The 21,613-nt window shown below is 57.9% G+C and carries 16 protein-coding genes; 9 read left to right on the top strand and 7 right to left on the bottom strand.

The window, feature by feature from the left end; translation table 11 throughout:
- From Q1W15_RS01345 to Q1W15_RS01335, 3 genes are all read left to right on the top strand, one after another.
- Positions 1-915: polyprenyl synthetase family protein (locus Q1W15_RS01345; RefSeq protein ID WP_300719790.1), on the top strand; the 915-nt coding region annotated here is incomplete at its 5' end.
- A 134-nt stretch (positions 916-1,049) separates the two neighbouring features.
- Entirely contained in the window at positions 1,050-1,391 is a 342-nt protein-coding gene (locus Q1W15_RS01340; protein WP_300719789.1) for a zinc ribbon domain-containing protein YjdM, read from the top strand.
- Positions 1,392-1,578: 187 nt separating this feature from the next.
- On the top strand, positions 1,579-1,851 hold the full coding sequence (locus Q1W15_RS01335) for a hypothetical protein (RefSeq protein WP_300719788.1): 273 nt from the start codon (positions 1,579-1,581) through the stop codon (positions 1,849-1,851).
- 119 nt (positions 1,852-1,970) lie between these two features.
- Here Q1W15_RS01335 and Q1W15_RS01330 read toward each other — a convergent pair whose 3' ends face one another.
- Positions 1,971-2,588 (bottom strand): FKBP-type peptidyl-prolyl cis-trans isomerase, encoded by a 618-nt coding sequence (locus tag Q1W15_RS01330; RefSeq protein ID WP_300719787.1) that lies wholly within the window; start codon positions 2,586-2,588, stop codon positions 1,971-1,973.
- Positions 2,589-2,723: 135 nt separating this feature from the next.
- On the bottom strand, positions 2,724-3,212 hold the full coding sequence (locus Q1W15_RS01325) for a TIGR00645 family protein (protein WP_300719786.1): 489 nt from the start codon (positions 3,210-3,212) through the stop codon (positions 2,724-2,726).
- 141 nt (positions 3,213-3,353) lie between these two features.
- Between Q1W15_RS01325 and Q1W15_RS01320 the strand changes: the two genes are divergently transcribed.
- A complete protein-coding gene (locus tag Q1W15_RS01320; protein WP_300719785.1) occupies positions 3,354-5,186 on the top strand; it encodes a hypothetical protein in 1,833 nt (610 codons plus the stop codon).
- A 9-nt stretch (positions 5,187-5,195) separates the two neighbouring features.
- Here Q1W15_RS01320 and Q1W15_RS01315 read toward each other — a convergent pair whose 3' ends face one another.
- Together Q1W15_RS01315 and Q1W15_RS01310 are read right to left on the bottom strand one after the other, a co-directional pair.
- Complete coding sequence (locus tag Q1W15_RS01315; protein ID WP_300719784.1) at positions 5,196-5,513, bottom strand: hypothetical protein; 318 nt, start codon at positions 5,511-5,513, stop codon at positions 5,196-5,198.
- A gap of 183 nt (positions 5,514-5,696) precedes the next feature.
- Positions 5,697-8,135, bottom strand: a complete 2,439-nt coding sequence (locus Q1W15_RS01310; protein WP_300719783.1) for an AAA family ATPase — start codon at positions 8,133-8,135, stop codon at positions 5,697-5,699.
- A gap of 266 nt (positions 8,136-8,401) precedes the next feature.
- Here Q1W15_RS01310 and Q1W15_RS01305 point away from each other — a divergent pair, with 266 nt between their 5' ends.
- The 3 genes from Q1W15_RS01305 (at position 8,402) to Q1W15_RS01295 (ending at position 11,133) form a co-directional block, all read left to right on the top strand.
- Complete coding sequence (locus Q1W15_RS01305; protein WP_300719782.1) at positions 8,402-8,890, top strand: DUF3015 domain-containing protein; 489 nt, start codon at positions 8,402-8,404, stop codon at positions 8,888-8,890.
- 78 nt (positions 8,891-8,968) lie between these two features.
- Positions 8,969-10,822 (top strand): DUF4105 domain-containing protein, encoded by a 1,854-nt coding sequence (locus Q1W15_RS01300; RefSeq protein ID WP_300719781.1) that lies wholly within the window; start codon positions 8,969-8,971, stop codon positions 10,820-10,822.
- 17 nt (positions 10,823-10,839) lie between these two features.
- Positions 10,840-11,133, top strand: a complete 294-nt coding sequence (locus Q1W15_RS01295) for a chorismate mutase (RefSeq protein WP_300719780.1) — start codon at positions 10,840-10,842, stop codon at positions 11,131-11,133.
- A 213-nt stretch (positions 11,134-11,346) separates the two neighbouring features.
- On the opposite strand, the gene gdhA is transcribed toward Q1W15_RS01295, so the two are convergent.
- A complete protein-coding gene (gdhA, locus tag Q1W15_RS01290) occupies positions 11,347-12,684 on the bottom strand; it encodes an NADP-specific glutamate dehydrogenase (RefSeq protein ID WP_300719779.1) in 1,338 nt (445 codons plus the stop codon).
- Positions 12,685-13,033: 349 nt separating this feature from the next.
- Positions 13,034-14,701 carry an energy-dependent translational throttle protein EttA gene (ettA, locus tag Q1W15_RS01285; RefSeq protein ID WP_300719778.1) on the bottom strand — a complete coding sequence of 556 codons (1,668 nt, stop codon included), beginning with the start codon at positions 14,699-14,701 and terminating at the stop codon, positions 13,034-13,036.
- Between the two features lie 377 nt (positions 14,702-15,078).
- Between ettA and Q1W15_RS01280 the strand changes: the two genes are divergently transcribed.
- Both Q1W15_RS01280 and glyA read left to right on the top strand, forming a co-directional pair.
- Positions 15,079-18,840: a bifunctional diguanylate cyclase/phosphodiesterase gene (locus Q1W15_RS01280; RefSeq protein ID WP_300719791.1), complete on the top strand. Its 3,762-nt coding sequence runs from the start codon at positions 15,079-15,081 to the stop codon at positions 18,838-18,840.
- Between the two features lie 104 nt (positions 18,841-18,944).
- On the top strand, positions 18,945-20,198 hold the full coding sequence (gene glyA, locus Q1W15_RS01275) for a serine hydroxymethyltransferase (protein WP_300719777.1): 1,254 nt from the start codon (positions 18,945-18,947) through the stop codon (positions 20,196-20,198).
- A gap of 315 nt (positions 20,199-20,513) precedes the next feature.
- Here the strand turns inward: glyA and yjiA are convergent, their stop codons facing one another.
- Positions 20,514-21,482, bottom strand: a complete 969-nt coding sequence (gene yjiA / locus Q1W15_RS01270; RefSeq protein WP_300719776.1) for a GTPase — start codon at positions 21,480-21,482, stop codon at positions 20,514-20,516.
- Positions 21,483-21,613 lie beyond the last annotated feature (131 nt).

The following is a 21,613-nucleotide window of genomic DNA, read 5'->3' as shown; positions in this document are numbered from 1 at the left end:
GGCATCATCAAGAAGCAGCTGACTTCACGCGTACCGCTGGTCTCAAAAATCGGCGACTACATCACTTCGGCCGGCGGAAAGCGCTTGCGTCCTTTACTAGTGCTGCTGTGTGGCAAGGCCCTTGGCCGCGAAGGCGACGATATTCGTCTGCTGGCTGCGACCATCGAGTTCCTGCACACCGCCACACTGCTTCACGACGACGTGGTTGATATGTCAGGCATGCGCCGTGGCCGCAAGACCGCCAATGCCACATGGGGCAACGCCCCCAGCGTGCTGGTCGGTGACTTTCTGTACTCGCGCTCATTCGAGATGATGGTCGAACTGGGGTCGATGCCGGTGATGAAAATCCTGTCGCAGGCCACCCGCATCATTGCTGAAGGCGAAGTGCTGCAACTGTCTAAAGTCCGTGATGCCAGCACCACCGAAGAAACGTATATGGAAGTCATTCGCGGTAAAACCGCGATGTTGTTCGAGGCGTCCACCCACAGTGCTGCGGCACTGGCCGGTGCAACGCCCGAACAAAGCGAAGCGCTGCGCACGTTTGGTGATCACTTGGGCGTGGCCTTCCAGTTGGTGGATGACCTGCTCGATTACCGTGGCGACGCCGAAAGCCTGGGCAAGAACGTGGGTGATGACCTGGCAGAAGGCAAGCCCACCTTGCCGCTGATCTACACCATGCGCGAAGGGACTGCCGAACAGGCCGCCTTGGTGCGCAAGGCCATTCAGAAAGGCGGCATTGAAGACCTCGAAAGCATTCGCGCCGCCGTTGAAGCCTCAGGCTCTCTGGAGTACACGGCCCAACTGGCTCGAGACTACGTTGCTCGCGCCATTGTTTGCCTTGAAGCCTTGCCGCCTAGCGAATACCGCGACGCTCTGGTCGAGCTCAGTGAGTTTGCAGTCGCGCGTACGCACTAATACCCAGGTTCGCGTTCACATTCTCAGCCCAACCTTTCCCTGCGGGGGAGCGTTGGGCTGAGGCGTTTTCGCCTTCGCGGTTAAAACCCTATACAATGCGCGCCTTTAGCCATCCTGACCTTTAAGGAGCGCAAGTGAGCCCTTTGCCACCCTGCCCGAAATGCAATTCCGAATACACCTACGAAGACGGCTCCCAGCTGATCTGCCCGGAATGCGCCCATGAGTGGTCCGCCAACGGTGAAACCGAAACCGACAGCGACGTGAAAGTCTACAAAGACTCGGCCGGCACTGTGCTGGTTGACGGCGACACCATCACGGTGATCAAAGACCTGAAAATCAAAGGCACCTCGCTGGTGGTCAAGGTCGGCACCAAGGTCAAGAACATCCGCCTGTGCGAGGGCGACCACGACATCGACTGTAAGATCGATGGTATTGGCCCGATGAAACTCAAGTCCGAGTTCGTACGTAAGGTCTGATTCTGCTGCACACCTTCCTGCCAACTGCGCAGGAAGGTGGCCTCGCCTCCTCCCCTGCAATCTCAGATTGCCAGCTCCCTTGAGCTACAGCAGCTCCGACGCACAAACATCAGAAATCTGCCAATAGGCACTTGCTATTAGTTGAATAAGAATTATTCTCATTGGTACCGACCAAGGAGAGACCCTCATGACTTATTTAATTGATGCCTGGCTGGACCGTCCGCATCCTTACCTGCGAATCCTGCATCGGGAAACCGGGGAAGTCTGCGCAGTACTGGAAGAAGAGGCCCTAAACGAGCTGCAAGATCAGGGTGATCTGGATTATTCCGGGCTCAACTCAAGCGAGCCGCTGGTGCTAAAGGAGTTGGTGCGCAATCTGTTTCTCTTCTGCTACGCCCGGGCATTGCGCCCTGCTGACACGACGCAGACCTACGAGCATCACGCCAAGATAGACATATGACCGTTCGAAGTCGCTGCGCAAGGCTGTTCAACCCAGTTTGTGCAGGAGCGAGCTTTTAAAGATCAAAAGCTCGCTCCTGCCGTGGGGCCTGCGCAGCTCTTCGCTAAAACGCTGGGTGCTTACAGAACGTCCAGCAGCTCAACGTCAAATACCAGTACGCTGTGCGGGGCAATGCTACCCACGCCTTGAGCGCCGTAAGCCATCTCGCTCGGCACGTAGATGCGCCATTTGCTGCCGGCATTCATCAGTTGCAGGGCTTCAGTCCAACCGGCGATCACGCCACCTACCGGGAATTCGGCCGGCTGGCCACGGTCGTAGGAGCTGTCAAAGACTGTGCCGTCAATCAGGGTGCCGTGGTAGTGAACACGCACGGTGTCTTCGCGCGATGGCTTGGCGCCTTCGCCCGCCGTCACCACTTCAAATTGCAGACCTGAAGCCAGGGTAGTGATGCCGTCTTTATTGGCATTTTCAGCCAGGAAAGCCTTGCCTTCACCTGCCGCAGCTTCTGCTTTGGCAGCCGCTTCAGCCTGCATGATCTCGCGGATCACTTTGAAGCTGGCCGACATTTCTTCCTGACCCACACGGCTTTCCTTACCGGCGAAAGCATCGGTCAGGCCAGCCAGGATTGCGTCCAGGCTAACGCCCGGTGGCGGGTTGTCGCGCAATTGGTCACCCAGTTGGCGGCCAATGCCGTAGCTCACGCGGGTTTCATCGGTCGACAAATTTACTTCGGACATAACACTGCTCCGCTGTAGGGCGATTCAGAAAGCGCTGCTTTCCCAACCGCCCAGAACCAAAAAAGGGCGAGCAGACTACCACAGCCCCCAAAGCCTTCGCAGCACGGGTTCGCAGGCTGCGCACCCGGGCAGCCATCAGTGCTTGGTCAGCTTGTCGAGATACCCCATCGCAAACGCCGACACCACGAACGTCATATGAATAATCACGTACCACATCAAGTACTCGGTCTCGATGTTGCGTGCGTCCATAAACACCCGCAGCAAGTGGATCGAAGAAATGGCCACAATCGAGGCGGCGACCTTCATTTTCAGCGAGGACGAATCCATCGTGCCCAGCCAGCTCAGCTTCTCTTTATCGCCACCAATGTCCAGTTGCGAGACAAAGTTCTCGTAACCCGAAATCATCACCATCACCAACAAACCGCCCACCAACGCCATGTCGATCAACGAAAGAATGACGAGGATCAAGTCCGACTCAGTCAGTGCAAACACGTTAGGCAGTACGTGAAACACTTCCTGAAAAAATTTTAATGCCAAAGCCAGCAGACCCAGAGAAAGGCCGAAGTAAATCGGCGCCAGAATCCAGCGTGAGGCGTACATTGCATTCTCGATAAAGCGTTCCATTGAATCTCACAGGCAGTAGAAAAATGGGCGCGAGTATATCAGTGAGAAATCAACAGAGATAAAGTCTTGGAAACAGCCTGTAAAAACATTTTCTGCTAGTGTCCACCCTCTCAGTCTCATTAGAGCCAGGAAAACTGAACAATGGATCTGCGACTCCCCTTGGGTTGTTTCGCGCTATCACTGGCACTGCTCGCCACCGGCGGTTGCTCGCCTGATGAAAAACACCAACAGGCGAACCTGGAAGAGCGAATCGCGCAGTTCGAAAAAACCCTCGACACGATCAAGGACCCGCAACTCAAAGATGCCGTGGCCGACCTCGGTGGCTCCTTGCTGCTGCTGGAGCGCGCTCGCATCAAGCTGCAGGACAAGCCGGTTGAAACCGAATACGGCGACGACGAACTGGCACTGCTCAAGCACTACCCCAGCAGCCAGGCACTGACTGACACCTACATCAACGGGCTGTTTGTGGTGCGCCGAAACGCCAGCTCCGATTACTTGACGGACCTGGAGCCTGTCTTTGCGTTCTCCCAGAACAACGCAGCCGGCTTTCCCTTCCCCCACGCGCTCGAATGGCAGTCCGTGACCTTGAGTAATCAACAGGTCGTGCCCTTTCAGGCCGAATGGTCGGAAACCGATCCCGGCATTCAGCTCAGCCCCTCAAGCGCCAACCTGAGCAACCCCGACGATCTCACCATCACTTACCCGTACATCGACGGCATTGAAGTCGAAAACACGCAACAACCCCAGCCCGTCATGTTGCACGGCAAGGTCGAGGTGATTGCTCCTGGCAACGTGGCGCACTTCGCTTTAACCGCCAAGGATGTCGGCCAGACACGCACCCAAGGCAGCATCAGCGTGACCCTGCTAGCGCTGAACAATAATGTGGCCGAAGTGGATATCAACAACAGTGCCCCGTTGGCTGAGGCCGTACGCGACACCCCGCTCAACCCGCTGATCATTCAGGCGCGAGACCACACCGGGCAGTGGTTGTCACGTGCCGGGGCCATCAACGAGAACAGCGAGCAACTGGCGTTTTACCAGCAGCAGTTGGCGCAAATGCTCAAGCAGACTGCATGGAGCGCCGAATTCGAACAACAACTGGACAGCGAACAGGCTATCTTCGACCGCACACACCCTCACCGCTACAGCAAGGTCTACTTCAACGGGGCCGTCGACCGCGTCGATATCAGCGTGCTCGACTTCTCCACCGCTCAAGTCACGCGCAAACAGCTCGACCTGCCCGTCCACCGGCTCGACAAAACAGTGGTCGGCAACACGGTTCAAACGCTTGCGCTGCCCGTCGTGGTGTATGACGACCAAGCAGCCAACTACCTGAAAAACGCGGTACTTGACCCCGAACAACTGAAAAAAAGTGTCGTGATTAACCAGTCAGTGGACGACGCCAGCGCCGCCACCCTGGAGTTCAGCCACCCACCGACCTTCAATGACGAACTGCTTGGGCCACTGCCGGAGATGGACAACGCTCCCGTGACGTTCTTTGCCGAAGACGAGAACGGCGACCGCAGCGAACCCCTGGAACTGCCCACCGAAGCCTTCGACGTAGACCCCCACACGGGTGTGATCACCTATGACCTCAACCTGTTCCCTGAAACCCCCGCTTACGCCATCGGCTCAATGCCCCTGTTTACCGCTGACATCGACAAACAGACCTTAAATACCGCCCAACTGCCAAAAGGCCTTCAGCTCAAGGGCAACACCCTGATCGTCGATCAGGCACTGTTTCCGTCAGACGCCTGGCGGTTTTATGCCAAGGACGACACCGGTCATTACCTCAAGGAAGTGCTGGCTGTGAGCCACACAGCTGAGCCCAATGGCCCGGCGCTTTTCGACGTGCATTACTTTTATGGCCAGCCCACTCAGCTCGAAAGCTATGCGCGCACCGGCCTGACACCTGTTGAGTACGGGTTCGAAGTGAAACTGGATAAAGCCCCTGAAGTGTCCCCGCCACGCTAAACACCAGGCTTAGCGCGGCGTGTGACAGCGCACACGGTTGATCTGGCGCAACTGGGCCTGCACGTGCAGGCACCAGATTTGCGGCCCCTCGGCCACCCGATAGCCATGCAACGTCAGGCTTTCAACAATCGAATCGAGCAGGGTTTCAGCCACAAGCGGGCCGGGGAAAGGGCCTTGAGCCTTGATGGTGGTCGGTTGCTCGCCCGCCAGGCCGGCGGCAAACAACAACGTCCACATCCCGGTATTGCCTGCCAGCGGTCGAACGCTGCATTCAATACGTGTCACCAGGCCCAAGCATTGGCGGGTAAGACAAAGGTTGCGCGACATGGCGGCGACCCTCGGTAGATCCTGTCATCAGCCGCTCACAACAGGCTGCTTCGTTCCAGTCACGACAGTGGAAGTCCTGCCATGAGCATAGAAGAATTACCCGGCAAGAAAAGTCGCCATGACCAACGGAAGGCTGCGCCCGTTGCAGGAGCGAGGTGGCTCGCTCCTGCACGCCAAGCTGACTTAAACGGACTGCTTGGCCGCCAGGGCTTCTGCCAGTAACTCCTTCTCGGCTTCTTTCAGGTCTTCATCGCTGATCATTTCGGAAATGACCCGCAACCGTTCAACCACACGGGCGTTGACGCTGCCTTCAGGGAATTGACCTTCAGCATCCGGCTCACCGGCCGGCTCGCCGACCAGCAGGCTCAAGGCCTCATCCGCCTGACGCACGGCGTATACGTGGAATTTGCCTGCACGCACGGCCTGCAGCACTTTCTCGTCCAGCATCAGGGTTGCGACGTTGGCCTGAGGAATAATGGCACCTTGCTCACCCGTCAGACCGCGCGCCTCGCAGAGCCGGAAGAAGCCTTCGATCTTCTCGTTGACCCCGCCCACCGCTTGCACTTCACCAAACTGGTTGATGGAGCCGGTGATTGCAAAACACTGCTTGAGCGGTGTCTTCGACAAGGCTGAAATCAACGTGCAGGCCTCACCCAACGAAGCGCTGTCGCCATCAACGTAGCCGTAGGATTGCTCCAGCGCGATGCTGGCTGAAATGGCCAGCGGGAACTCCTGCGCATAACGGCTGCCCAGATAACCGGTCAAGATCATCACGCCTTTGGAGTGAATCGGCTGCCCAAGGTTAACCTCACGCTCGATATCCACAATGCCACTGCCGCCGGGGTACACCGTGGCGGAAATTCGCGCCGGCATACCAAAGGCCGAGTCGCCCACTTCAAGCACGGTCAGACCATTGCACTTGCCCACGGCCGCGCCATCGGTGTCGATCAGGATGATGCCCGCCAGCATGTCGTCCAGAACCCGCGCCGACACGCGCCCGGTGCGGGTGGCCTTGGCTTTCAGGGCGCGTTCGATATGGCCGGCATCGGTCATCTCATCATTGGCCAGGTGACGAATGAAATCAGCCTCGCTGACCAATTGAAACAAATCACCAATACGCGCCGATAAACGCCCCTGATGTTCAGCCAGCCGTGCGCTGTAAGTCGCCAGACGCGCGACCGCGTCGGCGGTAAGCGGGGCCATGCCTTCTTCAGACGTGCGAGTGGTCAGCAACTGCGCAAACTGCTCAAGGCTCTCGTCAACCATTGGGATGTCTTCATCAAAATCCACCAGTACGCGGAACATTTCCTGGAAGTCCGGATCCAGGTCTTGCAGCGTGTAATACAACTGGCGCGCACCGATGATGATGACTTTGACCTGCAACGGAATCACTTGCGGGTTCAGCGTGATGGTCGCCAAGCGCCCCATCTCGCCCAGCGGCGACTCCATTTTCAGTTTGCGCGATTGCAGGGCGCGCTTGAGAGCGTCCCAGACATAAGGCTCGCTGAGCATTTTCTCAGCTTCAAGAATCAGGAAACCGCCATTGGCCCGGTGCAAGGCACCTGGGCGCAACTGCCGGTAAGTGGTGTACAGCGCGCCCTGATCGGTGCTGTATTCGATGCGGCCAAACAGGTTGTCGTAAGTAGGGTGCGGCTCAAAGACCACCGGGGCACCGCCACTCATGGGCTGGCCCACCACCAGGCTCGGCAAGTATTGCTCGTCCAGCAGCTTGCGCGCCTGGGCATCGGTCTTGCTGTCGTCGACCAGTTGCTCGACCACGGTTTTAAGCAAGTACACCTGCATGGCCTGCAGGTACCCACACACGGCACCATTTTCGGCGTACTTCTGCGACAACGGTGCCAGCAGCGGTTGCAGGGCCAGCGTGATGGTCTCTTCATTCAGATGACGCAACTGGTTGTTCGATTCGCGCTTCCACTGCGGCAGGCTGGCCAGCTCCTCGTTGAGGCGCTCTTCAAGCCCCGAGATGTCTTCGTGAAAGCGTTCGCGGTCTTCCTCGGGCAGTTGCGAGAACTCGGCCTCATCCAGCGCCTTGCCATCACTCATGGGGGTGAAGGCCACGTTACTGCTGTCACGGTACAGCGCCACGCCCTTTTCCAGCGCCAGGCGCTCAATCACATCCAGCGCGCGGTCATAACGCTGGTTGAAGCCGCGGTCGATTGCACTTTTGCGCTGCTGATACGTCGGGTGCTCAAACACGGCCGGAAAAGTCGCCAGCAGGTTATCGATCAAAGCGCTGATGTCGCTGATAAAAATTCCCGCCGTGCTTGCCGGCAGCTCCAGCGCTCGCGGCTCACGGGGGTCATCAAAGTTATTGACGTACACCCAGTCGCTGGGCGATGTCAGGCGTTTGCCTTCAGCCTTGAGATAGCGTTTGACGAACGAAAAACGCCCTGTGCCGGGCTCGCCCATCACAAACACGTTGTAACCCGGACGTGGCATGGCCACACCAAACTGCAAGGCTTCGACCGCACGCTCCTGGCCGAGAATGCCGCGAAAAGGTTCCAAGTCATTGGTGGTCGAGAAGCTGAACTGTTCAGCAGAAAAAGGACGGGTTAGCGCGTCAGGCGCTAGACGCAAGCTGGCAGCAACAGAATCAGGCATCGGACTTCCTTACATCAGGCGGGGCAGATGCCAGCATTCTGGCGCTGGCCATGCACCACTGCAAGGCACACAACACGGGAAATCTCGCGCCCCTGCGTTTACAGGCTAAAAATAACCTCAAACACTGAATGTTTTACAAAAAGTCACGGAACCACCAGATGCCGCTAGACTCCTACCTGTTACGCGGCTGGAGAACATAACTGGCCCGTACTGGCACGCAACGCCAGACCTTTTGTTCATTGACTGCACACAAAGAGAAAAGAACTATGAAACGGATTCTTCTTGGTACCCTCTTCACCGTTGTCTCCCTCAATGCAATGGCCCAGGCACCCGGCGGTCCGAACTGTGGTTGGGGTAACATGTTGTTTGAAGGCCAGCGCGGCACGCCTGCTCACTTCCTGGCCTCTACCACCAACGGCACTTCGGGTAACGCCACCTTTGGCATGACGTCCGGCACCAACGGCTGTACCACCAAAGATGCCCTGACCTACGGCGGCAAGTCGTGGATTGCCATGAATGGCATGATGAACGAACTGTCCGAAGACATGGCCAAAGGCAATGGCGAAGCACTGACCACCTACGCCGTCGTGCTGGGTGTGGCCCCTGAAGACCGCGACCATTTCGCAGCAGTCACCCACGAACACTTCCAGCAAATCTTCAGCAAAGCTGACGTCACCGCTGAAGATGTGCACAACAACACCCTGGCCATCCTGAAAAGTGATGCACGCCTGTCCAAGTACGCAACTGCCGCTTAAAAAATGAAACCTGCCCGCTCCTGTTGGAGCGGGTATGCTCAAGTTTCATTTCTATTTGTCTGACAACAGTTGCCGACCATGCTCAAACGCCTTGCCTACCTGGCGCTCTGTGCCTGCGCCCCGCTGTATGCCGCACCCCAGCTCGACACACACCGTTTGCAACAGTTGGCCAACGACCCGTTCTGGCTCTCCCTTGGACACTACGAAGCCGGCAAGTTCGGCGGCTGGCGTAGCCATGTCAGCGACACCCAATACTTTTTCGCCCCCGACGGCGCTCACCACCCGGACGCCGAATTACGCGCCACCGTCGAGGCTTTGTACGCCTCGCCCAACCTGGGCGACAAACACCCGCAATGCGTCTACCCGGCCCGCACGCGCTGGCTCAAGGCGCAGCTGAACCTGACCGACCTGCCCCAGGTTGAGTGCGCAGAGTTCAGCCAGTGGTTCACCGACGTAGCACCTCACAGCACGGTCATGATTTTTCCAGCGGCCTACCTCAACAGCCCATCGTCCATGTTCGGCCACACCTTATTGCGGGTCGACCAAGCAGACGTGCAAAGCAACAAGACCGCGCTGCTGAGCTATGCCATCAATTTCGGTGCTTACATTGAAGGCTCCGACAACAGCATTTTGTATGCTTGGAAAGGCCTGGCCGGCGGCTACCCCGGCCTGTTCGCCATGATGCCGTACCAGGAAAAGCTCTCCGAGTACCGCAGCCTTGAGAACCGTGACCTGTGGGAATACCGGCTCAATCTGACACCCGAAGAAACCCAGCGCATGGTCGAACATGTGTGGGAATTGAAACAAATCAAATTCGACTATTTCTTCTTCGATGAAAACTGCTCGTACCGCTTGCTGGAGCTGTTGCAAGTGGCGCGCCCCGGGCTGCAGTTGACTCCCCAGTTCCCCCTGACCGCGATCCCTACCGACACGGTAAAAGCGGTCAAAGAGGCAGGGCTGGTGGAGAGCATCGAATACCGCCCTTCCCGCGAGCGCGAGTTGCTGGACCGCGCCAAGGCGCTAGACCCCGAAGAACAGCAATGGGTGCTGCAGGTCAGTGCCGATCCGGTGCAGTTGCAAAACCCGACGTTCAAGGCGCTGCCCAAAGAGCGCCAAGCGCTGATAATCGATGCGGCTTATCGCCTGGAACGCTACCGCGCCAACGGCCTGGAGCGCGAGACCGGGCGCTCGCAGCGAAGCTTCGAATTGCTGCGGGCGATCAACCAGAACCCGGCACCTGACCTGCCGATAGTGCCACCCGAACTCCCGGAAAACGGCCACGAATCCCGCACCTGGCAACTGGGCGCGGGCAGCCGTGATGACAAAGCGTTTGCCGAATACGGCTTGCGCATGGCGTACCACGACCTGAACGACAACGCTCCGGGCTTTCCCCTGGGCGCACAAATCGAAATCCTGCAACTCAAGCTGCGCCAGTACGAAGGAAACAAGTGGCAGGTTCAACAACTGGACCTGGCCAATATCCGCTCATTAACGCCGCGAAACGACCTGCTAAAACCTTGGTCATGGCAAGTGGGCGGCGGGCTTGAGCGCGTGCTGGGCAAGCACGGCGACGAAACCCTGGTCACCCATGTCAGCGGGGGTGCCGGCGGTACCTGGCAGTTAAGCGACAACCTGCTGGGCTTCGCCTTGGGCACCGTGCGGGTCGAGCACAACAATGACTTCGCCGCGTTTGTGTCACCGGCGGCTGGTTACAACACCGGTGTGCTGTGGCGCAACCCGGTGGGCAACCTGAGCCTTGAAGCCAAAAGCGACTACTTCACCAACGGTGAGGTCCGTCGTAGCCTGAGCCTCAACCAGCAATGGGAGCTGTCGCGTAACCTAGGCCTGCGCCTGACAGCAGAGCGGGCGTTCAGTCACCTGACCGCGCCCGTCAATGAAGTGATGCTCGAACTGAAGTGGTATCACTACTGATAAGGAGTAAACAAGACATGGCTGTTCACTGTGATTCCCTTGAACGCGTGCGCGAAAACATCGATGGGCTGGACCGGCAAATCGTTGGCTTGATCGCCGAACGCGGGGCTTATGTGTCGCAAGCGGCGCGCTTCAAAAAAGACAGCGATGCGGTCAGGGCCCCGCAGCGGGTTGAACAGGTGATCGCCAAAGTCCGGGGCTTGGCCGATGAACTGGGTGCCAACCCGAATGTCACCGAGAACGTCTACCGCGCCATGATCGCGGCCTTTATCGAACAGGAGTTGACCGAGCATAAGGCGCTGGCTGACTGAGCAGCATCAGACGGTTAATGCCCCTGTAGGAGCAGCCGCTCGACGCTGCGCTGGCGCGCGGTAACCCGATCCATGGCTGCGGTCACGGCCACTTGAGGTTCCGGCTTTACGCCGTGCTACTTTGATGGATCAAAAGCCAGATCAAAAGATCACGAGCAAGCTCGTTCCCACAAACGCTGCCATCCGTAGGAGCTTGCTCGCGATTGAACCGGCTTACACCACGCCCTGTGCCAGCATCGCGTCAGCAACTTTGACGAAACCGGCGATATTAGCGCCTTTGACGTAGTTGATACGGCCGTTCTCTTCGCCGTAATGCACGCACGCGTGGTGGATGGATTGCATAATGTTGTGCAACTTGCTGTCCACTTCGCCCGCAGTCCACAACAGACGCATAGCGTTCTGCGACATCTCAAGCCCGCTCACTGCGACGCCACCGGCATTGGACGCTTTGCCCGGTGCGAACAAAATACCCGCGTCGATAAACAGGTCGACCGCTTCAAGGGTGGTTGGCATGTTCGCGCCTTCAGCCACGCACACGCAGCCATTGCTCAACAACGTACGCGCGGCGTCAGCATCCAGTTCGTTTTGCGTGGCGCATGGCAAGGCGATATCGCACGCCAGGTTCCACGGGTGTTGCCCGGCCAGGAACTCCAGACCGAACTGCTCAGCCAACTCGCTGATACGGCCGCGCTTGACGTTCTTCAGGTCCATCAGCGCCAACCATTGCTCTTCGTTCAGCCCGGCTTCGCAGTACAGCGTGCCTTCGGAGTCCGACAGCGAAATAACCTTGGCCCCCAGGTCCATGACCTTGCGCGCCGCGTATTGCGCCACGTTGCCGGAGCCTGAAATCGCCACGCGCTTGCCGTCAATGCGCTGACCAATGCGCTTAAGCATTTCCTGGGCGAAGTACACGCAACCGAAACCAGTGGCTTCAGGGCGAATCAAGCTGCCGCCGTAGCTCATGCTCTTGCCGGTCAACACTGACGTGAACTGGTTGCTAAGGCGCTTGTACTGGCCAAACATAAAGCCGATTTCCCGCGCCCCGACACCGATGTCGCCCGCCGGAACGTCAACGTCAGAACCGATATGGCGGTACAGCTCGCTCATGAATGCCTGGCAGAAACGCATCACTTCGGCGTCGCTTTTACCTTTAGGGTTAAAGTCCGAGCCGCCTTTACCGCCGCCCATGGGCAACGAGGTCAGGGAGTTTTTGAAGGTCTGCTCGAAGGCCAGGAACTTCAACACGCCCAGGTTCACCGACGGGTGGAAACGCAGGCCGCCTTTGTATGGGCCAATCGCGCTGTTCATCTGGATGCGGAAACCGCGGTTTACGCGGACTTTACCTTCGTCGTCGACCCAAGACACGCGGAACACAATGGCACGCTCCGGTTCGCAGATGCGTTCAAGAATGCCGGAAGTCAGATAATGCGGGTTGGCTTCAAGAAACGGCCACATACTGCGCAAGACTTCTTCCACCGCCTGGTGGAATTCTGGCTGGTCCGGGTCACGTTTTTTCAGGCGGGCAAGGAACTGGTCGACGGATTCGATCATGGGAAAGTCTCGGCAAATTTGTTGTCGTTAAACGGAGAATGGACCGGACTTTATCAATTCATGTCGCACCGCGACAGCGCAAAATGTCGCAGTTATGAAATTAAATGGTGCTTTTATATAAATAGGCTCGATTTTTAGTGTTTTTGCGCACCAAAACTGTGATTCCTGTAACCACTTTCTGCCCTAAAAAAACACTGTCTTTGTGTAGGAGCCGCCGGTCGACGCTCGATTATTCGTGATCTTTTGAGCTTTTGAGCTTTAAAAGATCGCGAGCGAGCTCGCGCCTACAGAGGGCTGCGCACACAAAAACGGAGCCCCGAGGGGCTCCGTTTGTTCAGCAAACCTGACCTTACTGGGCCAGCTTTTTGTGACGCACACGGTGCGGCTGGGTGGCCGCTTCGCCGAGGCGCTTTTTACGGTCCGCTTCGTACTCGGTGTAGTTGCCTTCAAAGAAGACCGCTTGCGAGTCGTCTTCGTACGCCAGGATGTGAGTCGCGACGCGGTCAAGGAACCACCGATCGTGAGAGATCACAATGGCAGCGCCCGGGAAGTCCAGCAGCGCTTCTTCGAGCGAACGCAAGGTCTCAACGTCAAGGTCGTTGGACGGTTCGTCGAGCAGCAGCACGTTGGCACCCTCTTTCAAGGTCAGGGCCAGGTGCAGGCGGCCACGCTCACCACCGGACAGGTCCTTGACGAACTTCTGCTGATCGCCACCCTTGAAGTTGAAACGGCCCACGTAGGTACGGGACGGAATCTCGTAGTTGCCGATGCGGATCTGGTCAGAACCGTCAGAAATGGCCTGGAACACCGTCTTGCTGCCGTCCAGGTCATCACGGCTCTGGTCAACACAGGCCAACTGCACGGTTTCACCGATTTCGATGCTGCCTGAATCCGGTTGTTCCTTGCCCATCAACATGCGGAACAGGGTCGACTTACCGGCACCGTTACCGCCGATCACGCCAACAATGGCCCCTTTGGGCATGGCAAACGACAGGTTGTCGATCAACACGCGATCGCCATAACCCTTGGACACGTTCTTGAACTCGATCACTTTGTCACCCAGGCGCGGGCCGGCCGGGATGTAGATCTCGTTGGTCTCGCTGCGTTTCTGGAATTCCTGCGATTGCAGTTCTTCGAAACGTTGCAGACGCGCCTTGGATTTGGACTGACGCGCCTTGGCCCCTTTACGCACCCATTCCAGCTCGTCTTTCATGGCCTTTTCATGGGCCGACTGCTGCTTGGATTCGGCAGCCAGACGGTCGGACTTGGCTTCCAGCCAACCCGAATAGTTGCCCTCGTAAGGAATGCCCGCGCCGCGGTCGAGTTCCAGGATCCAGCCTGCGACGTTGTCCAGGAAGTAACGGTCGTGCGTGATCGCAACCACGGTACCCGGGAAGTCGTGCAGGAAGTGCTCCAGCCAGGCCACGGAGTCAGCGTCCAGGTGGTTGGTCGGCTCATCGAGCAGCAGCATGTCCGGGGCCGACAGCAGCAGACGGCACAAGGCCACCCGACGCTTCTCACCCCCTGACAGGTGTTCAACCTTCGCGTCCCACGCCGGCAGGCGCAGCGCATCGGCGGCGACTTCCAACTGGCGCTCCAGGTTGTGGCCATCGCCGGCTTGCAGAATGGCTTCGAGCTTGGCCTGTTCCGCGGCCAGCTTGTCGAAGTCAGCATCCGGGTCGGCGTATTCGGCGTAAACCTGATCCAGACGCGCCTGGGCGTCCTTGATCACGCTAACGGCTTCTTCCACCACTTCGCGAACGGTTTTGCTCGGGTCCAACTGCGGCTCTTGCGGCAGATAACCGATGTTCAGTTCCGGCATCGGACGGGCTTCGCCGTCGAACTCGGTGTCGACGCCCGCCATGATTTTTAGCAGCGTGGATTTACCCGAACCGTTCAGGCCGAGCACGCCAATTTTGGCACCCGGGAAAAAAGACAGGGAGATGTTTTTCAAGATTTCCCGCTTCGGCGGAACAACTTTGCTCAGCCGATGCATGGTGAAAACGTATTGAGCCATGGAGAACCTAGCGTCAGTGACTGGTGAATAAACGCGAGCCATACACCGAGCAGGCCATAGCAGAAAGTCAGGCATTGATCGGGATCAATATCTGCTTACGAAAAAAGCCTGAGTGTAGGTACTCGAATAGCGGCAAAGCTACCTGAATGCGGTGCACAGGGCAAACCAGCGCAGACCAGAGGGCTGGCACTTTGCCACAGTCCAAGGCATGCTAGACCCCTTTAGGCGCCAAGCAGCTAGTGGCTATGCGCCAGAGCAGCCAACAGCAGGATCACCGCTTGCTCAATGTCACCCCATCCACCTCTCCCCGCACGCCAGGCCAACGCCTTGGCGCGCCCGTGCGTGGCACGTTAAGAAGCGCGCTGGCGGCGCTCGTGATGGTGCTGTTAGCGATGCTGCTCTGGCAATCGGTCGAACAGTTCCAGGAAACACTTCACCAGGAGCGTCAATCGAGCCTCGATTACAGCGCTGACTTGGCTGACCACATCAACCTGAGCATGGCCCTTCGGGCTGAAACCGCCCTCAGACTGCTAGCCTCCGACGAACGGCAGCCACCGAACGACCCACACACCGCACAGGTTGATCGACTGCGCCCATTCCTGCCGTCATTGCAAAGCCTCGCGTTGCTAAACCGTACCGGGGATGTGCTGTTCGACAGCGCGGGCATCAGCGCCGACGCCGCCTTTCTGGCCGACTGGATCAGAAACGCACCCGCACTCGGTACCGTCGACGACTACTATTACGCCAATAATCAAAACGCGAGCATCGTCTACCTGCTGCTGCGCCAACCCGGCAGTACGGCCAATGGCTATTGGCTGCTGCGCATGAACCCTGACCTGCTGCACAACCTGACCCGTCAAACGGTCAACCGTAATCGGCCCCAATGGCTGATCGAAAACACCGCCACTGGCAAAGTGCTTAGCCGCAGCCTCACCCCGACCACACCGGTGAGTACACTGACGCCCGCGGACCTGACCGACACCGTGCTGCTTACCCCCTTGCGCCACAGCGACTGGCAACTGCGCGGGCTGTTTAATAGCCGCAAGGCCGTGGAGGAATTGTTGCCCGCCCTGATCGGCAAATGTGTGCTGGGCGTACTGTTTTCAGTGCTGCCGATTATTACGTTGCTGAATATGCGCCGCCGCCAACGCCAGTTGCACGAAGGCCGCCGCCGTTATCACGACATTTTTGAAAGCACGGGCGTTGCCTTGTGCGTGCTGGACCTGTCCCATTTGCCGGGCTTTCTCGATCGCGAAAACATTCACAACAGCGAAGCGCTCACGCACTGGCTCGACAGTAATCCCGATCATCGGCGCCAACTCTTTGAGCAATTGCGCATCAGTGAAGTCAATCAAGTCGCCTTGCAACTGCTGGGGGTTGGCTCGGGAGAGGGGACATGGCTCAAGTTGATCAGTGGCTGCCCAAACAACAGCTCGGCCATTGGCTATCAACTGGTCAACGCCCTGCTTAATAAACAGCAACAGTTGGAGTTGGAAATCACACTGGTCGATGAACAAGGCCACGATCAGCACCTGTGGCTGGTGCTACGCCTGCCCGAGGCGCGTGAGGACTATCACGCCGTTATCCTGAGCCTTAGCGACATTACCAACCGCAAACTCATCGAATTGTCCCTGCAAGAGCGCGAAAGTTTTTGGTCTGATGTTGTACGCACCGTGCCCGACCACCTGTACGTGCAAGATGTCATCAGCCAACGGATCATTTTCAGTAACCATCACCTTGGCCAGACTCTGGGCTATAACGTTGCAGAACTGCAGCAAATGGGCGCTTATTTCTGGGAACTGCTGCTTCACCCCGAAGACGCCGAGCACTATCACCAACTGCGCCAGCAACAACGCAATGGCGGGTATCGTCAAGGCCTGCAATGCCAATTGCGGTTTCGCGATCGCAGTGGCGTGTGGCGCCATTTTGACATTCGTGAGCAGGCACTGGCCCGAGGAACCGGCGATCACACCTCACGGATTGTCGGTGTGGCCAAGGATATAACCGACCAGATCGAAGCCAGCGAATCGTTGCGCGATAGCGAACAACGCTACCGGATGCTGGCCGAAAGCATCAGCGATGTGATTTTCTCGACCAACAGCACGTTACGCCTGAACTATGTCAGCCCGTCGGTTCAGACCGTCCTGGGTTATGACGCGCAGTGGGTGCTCGACAACGGCTGGCAATCGACCATCGCCAACCCGCAGCAACTGGCCGGGATCTACAGCCTCGTGGAGCGGCTCAATGCGGCGCTGAACAACGCCGAACAACTGGCGATGCTGCGGATTCAGATGCAAAACCAACTGTTCCTGCTCGACTGCTTGAGGGCCGACGGCCGCAAGGTTCCCATCGAACTGCGCCTGGTGCTGGTGTGGGATGAAAACGACAGGTTCGAAGGCATCCTTGGCGTGGGCCGTGATATCAGCCAACAGCGCCGTGCCGAAAAAGACCTGCGTATGGCCGCCACCGTATTCGAACATTCCACCTCGGCCATTCTGATTACCGACCCGGCCGGTTATATCGTCCAGGCTAATGAAGCCTTCAGCCGGGTCAGCGGTTACGCCGTGTCGCAGGTATTGGACCAGTTGCCAAGCATGCTCACGGCCGACGCGCAGCAACAGGCGCACCTTCGCTACATCATCAAACAACTGAACCAGCACAACTCCTGGGAAGGCGAAGTGTGGCTCAAGCGCCGCAGCGGCGAGCATTACCCGGCCTGGGTTGGAATTACCGCGGTGCAAGACGATGAAGGCGACCTGGCCAGTTACGTGTGTTTCTTCAGTGACATCAGTGAGCGCAAGGCCAGCGAGCAGCGCATCCACCGGTTGGCCTATTACGATGCCTTGACCCACTTGCCCAACCGCACCCTGTTCCAGGACCGGCTGCACACGGCGCTGCTGCAGGCCGAGCGTAACAAGTCGTGGGTGGTGCTGATGTTCCTCGACCTCGACCGCTTCAAACCGATCAATGACTCGTTGGGACATGCCGCAGGCGACCGCATGCTCAAAGACATGGCCATTCGGCTGCTGGCCTGCGTCGATGATGACGATACCGTGGCGCGTATGGGCGGCGACGAGTTCACCTTGTTATTGCAACCGGGGGCCAGTCGCCAAATTGCCTTGAACCGGGCCATCAGTGTGGCCGAGCACATTCTGGCCAGCCTGGTGCAACCGTTCGTGCTGGAAAGCCGCGAGTTTTTTGTCACGGCCAGCATTGGCATCGCCCTGAGCCCTCAGGACGGCAATGAACTCAGCCAACTGATGAAAAACGCCGACACCGCGATGTACCACGCCAAGGAGCGCGGTAAAAACAACTTCCAGTTCTATCAGGCCGACATGAACGCCAGCGCACTGGAGCGCCTGGAATTGGAAAGCGACCTGCGCCATGCGCTGGAACAGCAGGAATTCATCCTCTTTTATCAGCCGCAGTTCAGTGGCGACGGCAAGCGCCTGACCGGCGTAGAAGCCCTGCTGCGCTGGAACCACCCGCGTCGCGGGCTGGTGCCGCCCGGTGATTTTATTCCGGTACTCGAAGAGCTGGGGCTCGTGGTGGATGTCGGTGATTGGGTTCTGACCGAAGCCTGTCGCCAGCTCAAACACTGGCATCAGGCCAAAGTGCGGGTGCCAAAAGTGTCCGTGAACATCTCGGCGCGGCAATTTTCGGACGGCCAATTGGGCACGCGGATTGCCAACATCCTGAAGCTCACCGGGCTGTCCCCCGCCTGCCTGGAGCTGGAGCTGACCGAAAGCATTCTGATGCGCGAAGTCAGTGAAGCCCTACAAATTCTGGCCAGCCTGAAAAACCTGGGCCTGAGCATTGCCGTCGACGACTTCGGCACCGGCTACTCGTCGCTCAACTACCTCAAACAGTTCCCGATTGACGTGTTGAAAATCGACCGCACGTTTGTCGATGGCCTGCCGTGCGGTGAGCAAGATGCGCAAATTGCCCGTGCCATTATTGCCATGGCCCACAGCTTGAACCTGGCGGTGATCGCCGAAGGTGTCGAAACCTACGAACAGCTTGAGTTCCTGCGCGAGCACGGCTGTGACGAAGTGCAGGGCTACCTGTTCGGGCGCCCCATGCCGGCTCGGCAATTTGAAGCCCAGTTTAGCCAGGACGCCTTGCCCGCCTTCAATTGACCTGAACACCACTTGTCTGCGACATGATTGCCTTTCATATGCCAGATAAAAGCCATTGAGTTAGAATGCCCTCCTTTTCTGCCCCCCGATCCTTGAGGACCGCCATGTTCAGCCGTGATTTGACACTTGCCAAGTTCGACGCCGACCTTTTTGCCGCCATGGAGCAAGAAGCTCAGCGCCAGGAAGAACATATTGAGCTGATCGCTTCGGAAAACTACACCAGCCCAGCGGTGATGGAAGCTCAAGGCTCGGTACTGACCAACAAATACGCCGAAGGTTACCCGGGCAAGCGTTACTACGGCGGCTGCGAATACGTAGACGTGGTTGAACAACTGGCCATCGACCGTGCCAAAGAACTGTTCGGCGCTGATTACGCCAACGTTCAACCACACGCCGGCTCCCAGGCCAACAGCGCTGTCTACCTGGCCCTGCTGTCGGCTGGCGACACCATCCTGGGCATGAGCCTGGCCCATGGCGGTCACCTGACCCACGGTGCCAGCGTTTCGTCCTCGGGCAAGCTGTACAACGCCATCCAGTACGGCATCGACGCCAACGGCCTGATCGACTACGACGAAGTTGAGCGCCTGGCCGTTGAACACAAGCCAAAAATGATCGTGGCCGGTTTCTCTGCCTACTCGCAGATCCTCGACTTCCCGCGTTTCCGTGCCATCGCTGACAAAGTGGGCGCTTACCTGTTCGTCGACATGGCCCACGTAGCCGGCCTGGTCGCGGCTGGCGTGTACCCGAACCCGGTTCCATTTGCTGACGTGGTCACCACCACCACGCACAAAACTCTGCGCGGCCCGCGTGGCGGCCTGATCCTGGCCAAAGCCAACCCTGAGATCGAGAAAAAGCTGAACTCAGCTGTTTTCCCAGGCTCCCAAGGTGGCCCGCTGGAACACGTAATCGCCGGTAAAGCCGTGTGCTTCAAAGAAGCCCTGCAACCTGAGTTCAAGGTTTACCAGCAACAAGTGGTGAAAAACGCCCAGGCCATGGCGTCGGTGTTCATCGAGCGCGGTTTTGACGTGGTATCGGGTGGTACTGAAAACCACCTGTTCCTGCTGTCGCTGATCAAGCAAGACATCTCCGGTAAAGACGCTGACGCCGCACTGGGCAAAGCCTTCATCACCGTGAATAAAAACTCCGTGCCGAACGACCCACGCTCCCCGTTCGTTACATCGGGCCTGCGCTTCGGCACACCGGCTGTGACCACTCGCGGCTTCAAAGTTGAAGAGTGTAAAGAGCTGGCGGGCTGGATCTGCGACATCCTGGATGACATCAACAACGAAGCCGTGATTGATGCTGTTCGCGAAAAAGTAAAAGCCATCTGCAAAAAGCTGCCTGTTTACGGCAACTGAGTGTAACTGGCTGAACAAAAAGCCCGGCTCTTGAGCCGGGCTTTTTTGTGGGTGCAAGCACTACCGATGAACTGATGCGTGCCATCGTGTAGGAGCGAGCTTGCTCGCGATCTTTTGATTCTGAAGGTCAAAAGATCGCGAGCAAGCTCGCTCCTACAGTGAACGGGTCAGGTCGGCTGCAAACCGCCCACTTCGTCGCCAAACCCGGTCACCCATTTGGGCGAGCGCTGACCATAGGCGCGGTACTGCAGCCTCAGCAATTGGCAAAGCTGTGCGAAACATCCCGCAATTTCGTGGGCGTGCACACCCTCTGTATTAAAGGGTCAGTTGTGCAAACCCTTCGCGAATCTTGGCCTCGGGCAGGTCATCGGCAATAAACACCATCACGCTTTCACGGGCCTCGCCTTCGGCCCATTCGGTGTCCCAGTCAAAGCCGTACAATTTGAGCACGCCCTGGAACACCAACCGGCGCTCTTCGCCTGCGATGCTCAGCACGCCTTTGTAACGCAGCAGTTGTTTGCCGTGGTCCTCGAGCAGCTCGTTCATAAACGCGCTGAGGCTGTCGATATCCAGCGGTTTGTCGGTGCGCAACACCAGGCTGGAGATGCGGTCGACCGTTGCCGCCGGTTGCACCGGGCGCAAGCTCAAGCCGCCGCCCAGGTCGGCATTCAGGTTAAACCCGCGCACATCCAGCAGTTGCGCCAGGTCGATTTTGCCGTGTTCAACCACGCGAATCGGTGCACGGCGGTTGATGCGCGTCAGACGCTGGCTCAACGCCTCAAACGCTGCGTCATCCACCAGATCACGCTTACTCACCAGCAGGCGGTCGGCAAAGCCAATTTGCGCCTGGGCGATGGTTTGGCTCAGGTGCACGTCGGCGTGCGCCGCATCGACCAACGTGATGATGCCGTCCAGTAAATAGCGCTCACGCAACTCTTCATCAATAAAGAAGGTTTGTGCCACCGGGGCTGGGTCGGCCAGGCCAGTGCATTCGATCACTAAGCGATCAAAGGCGATTTCGCCGCTGTCCAGCCGCTCAAGCAGCAGGTACAGGGCTTTGGTCAGGTCGGTGTGAATGGTGCAACACACGCAGCCGTTGGCCAGGGTCATGACTTGCACCGGCTCGTCGCCCAGCAGTTGGGTGTCGATACCGGCATCGCTGAATTCATTTTCGATCACGGCAATTTTCAGCCCGTGTTCGGCTTTAAGCAGGTAACGCAACAAAGTGGTTTTACCGGCACCGAGAAAACCGCTGAGGATGGTGACGGGGATGGGAGATGACATGCACATGCCTCCTTGAAAATGGGAGCGCAAAAAAACAACGGTAGGCGCGGGCGTGCTCGCGCCTACCGTTGTTTTTTTGCGCTCCCATTTTCAAGGAGGCATGTGCATGTCATCTCCCATCCCCGTCACCA

The organism is Pseudomonas sp. (assembly GCF_030150285.1).
GTDB lineage: Bacteria > Pseudomonadota > Gammaproteobacteria > Pseudomonadales > Pseudomonadaceae > Aquipseudomonas.
The sequence above is the reverse complement of the archived record's forward strand: the minus strand, read 5'-3'. Positions and strand labels throughout refer to the sequence as shown.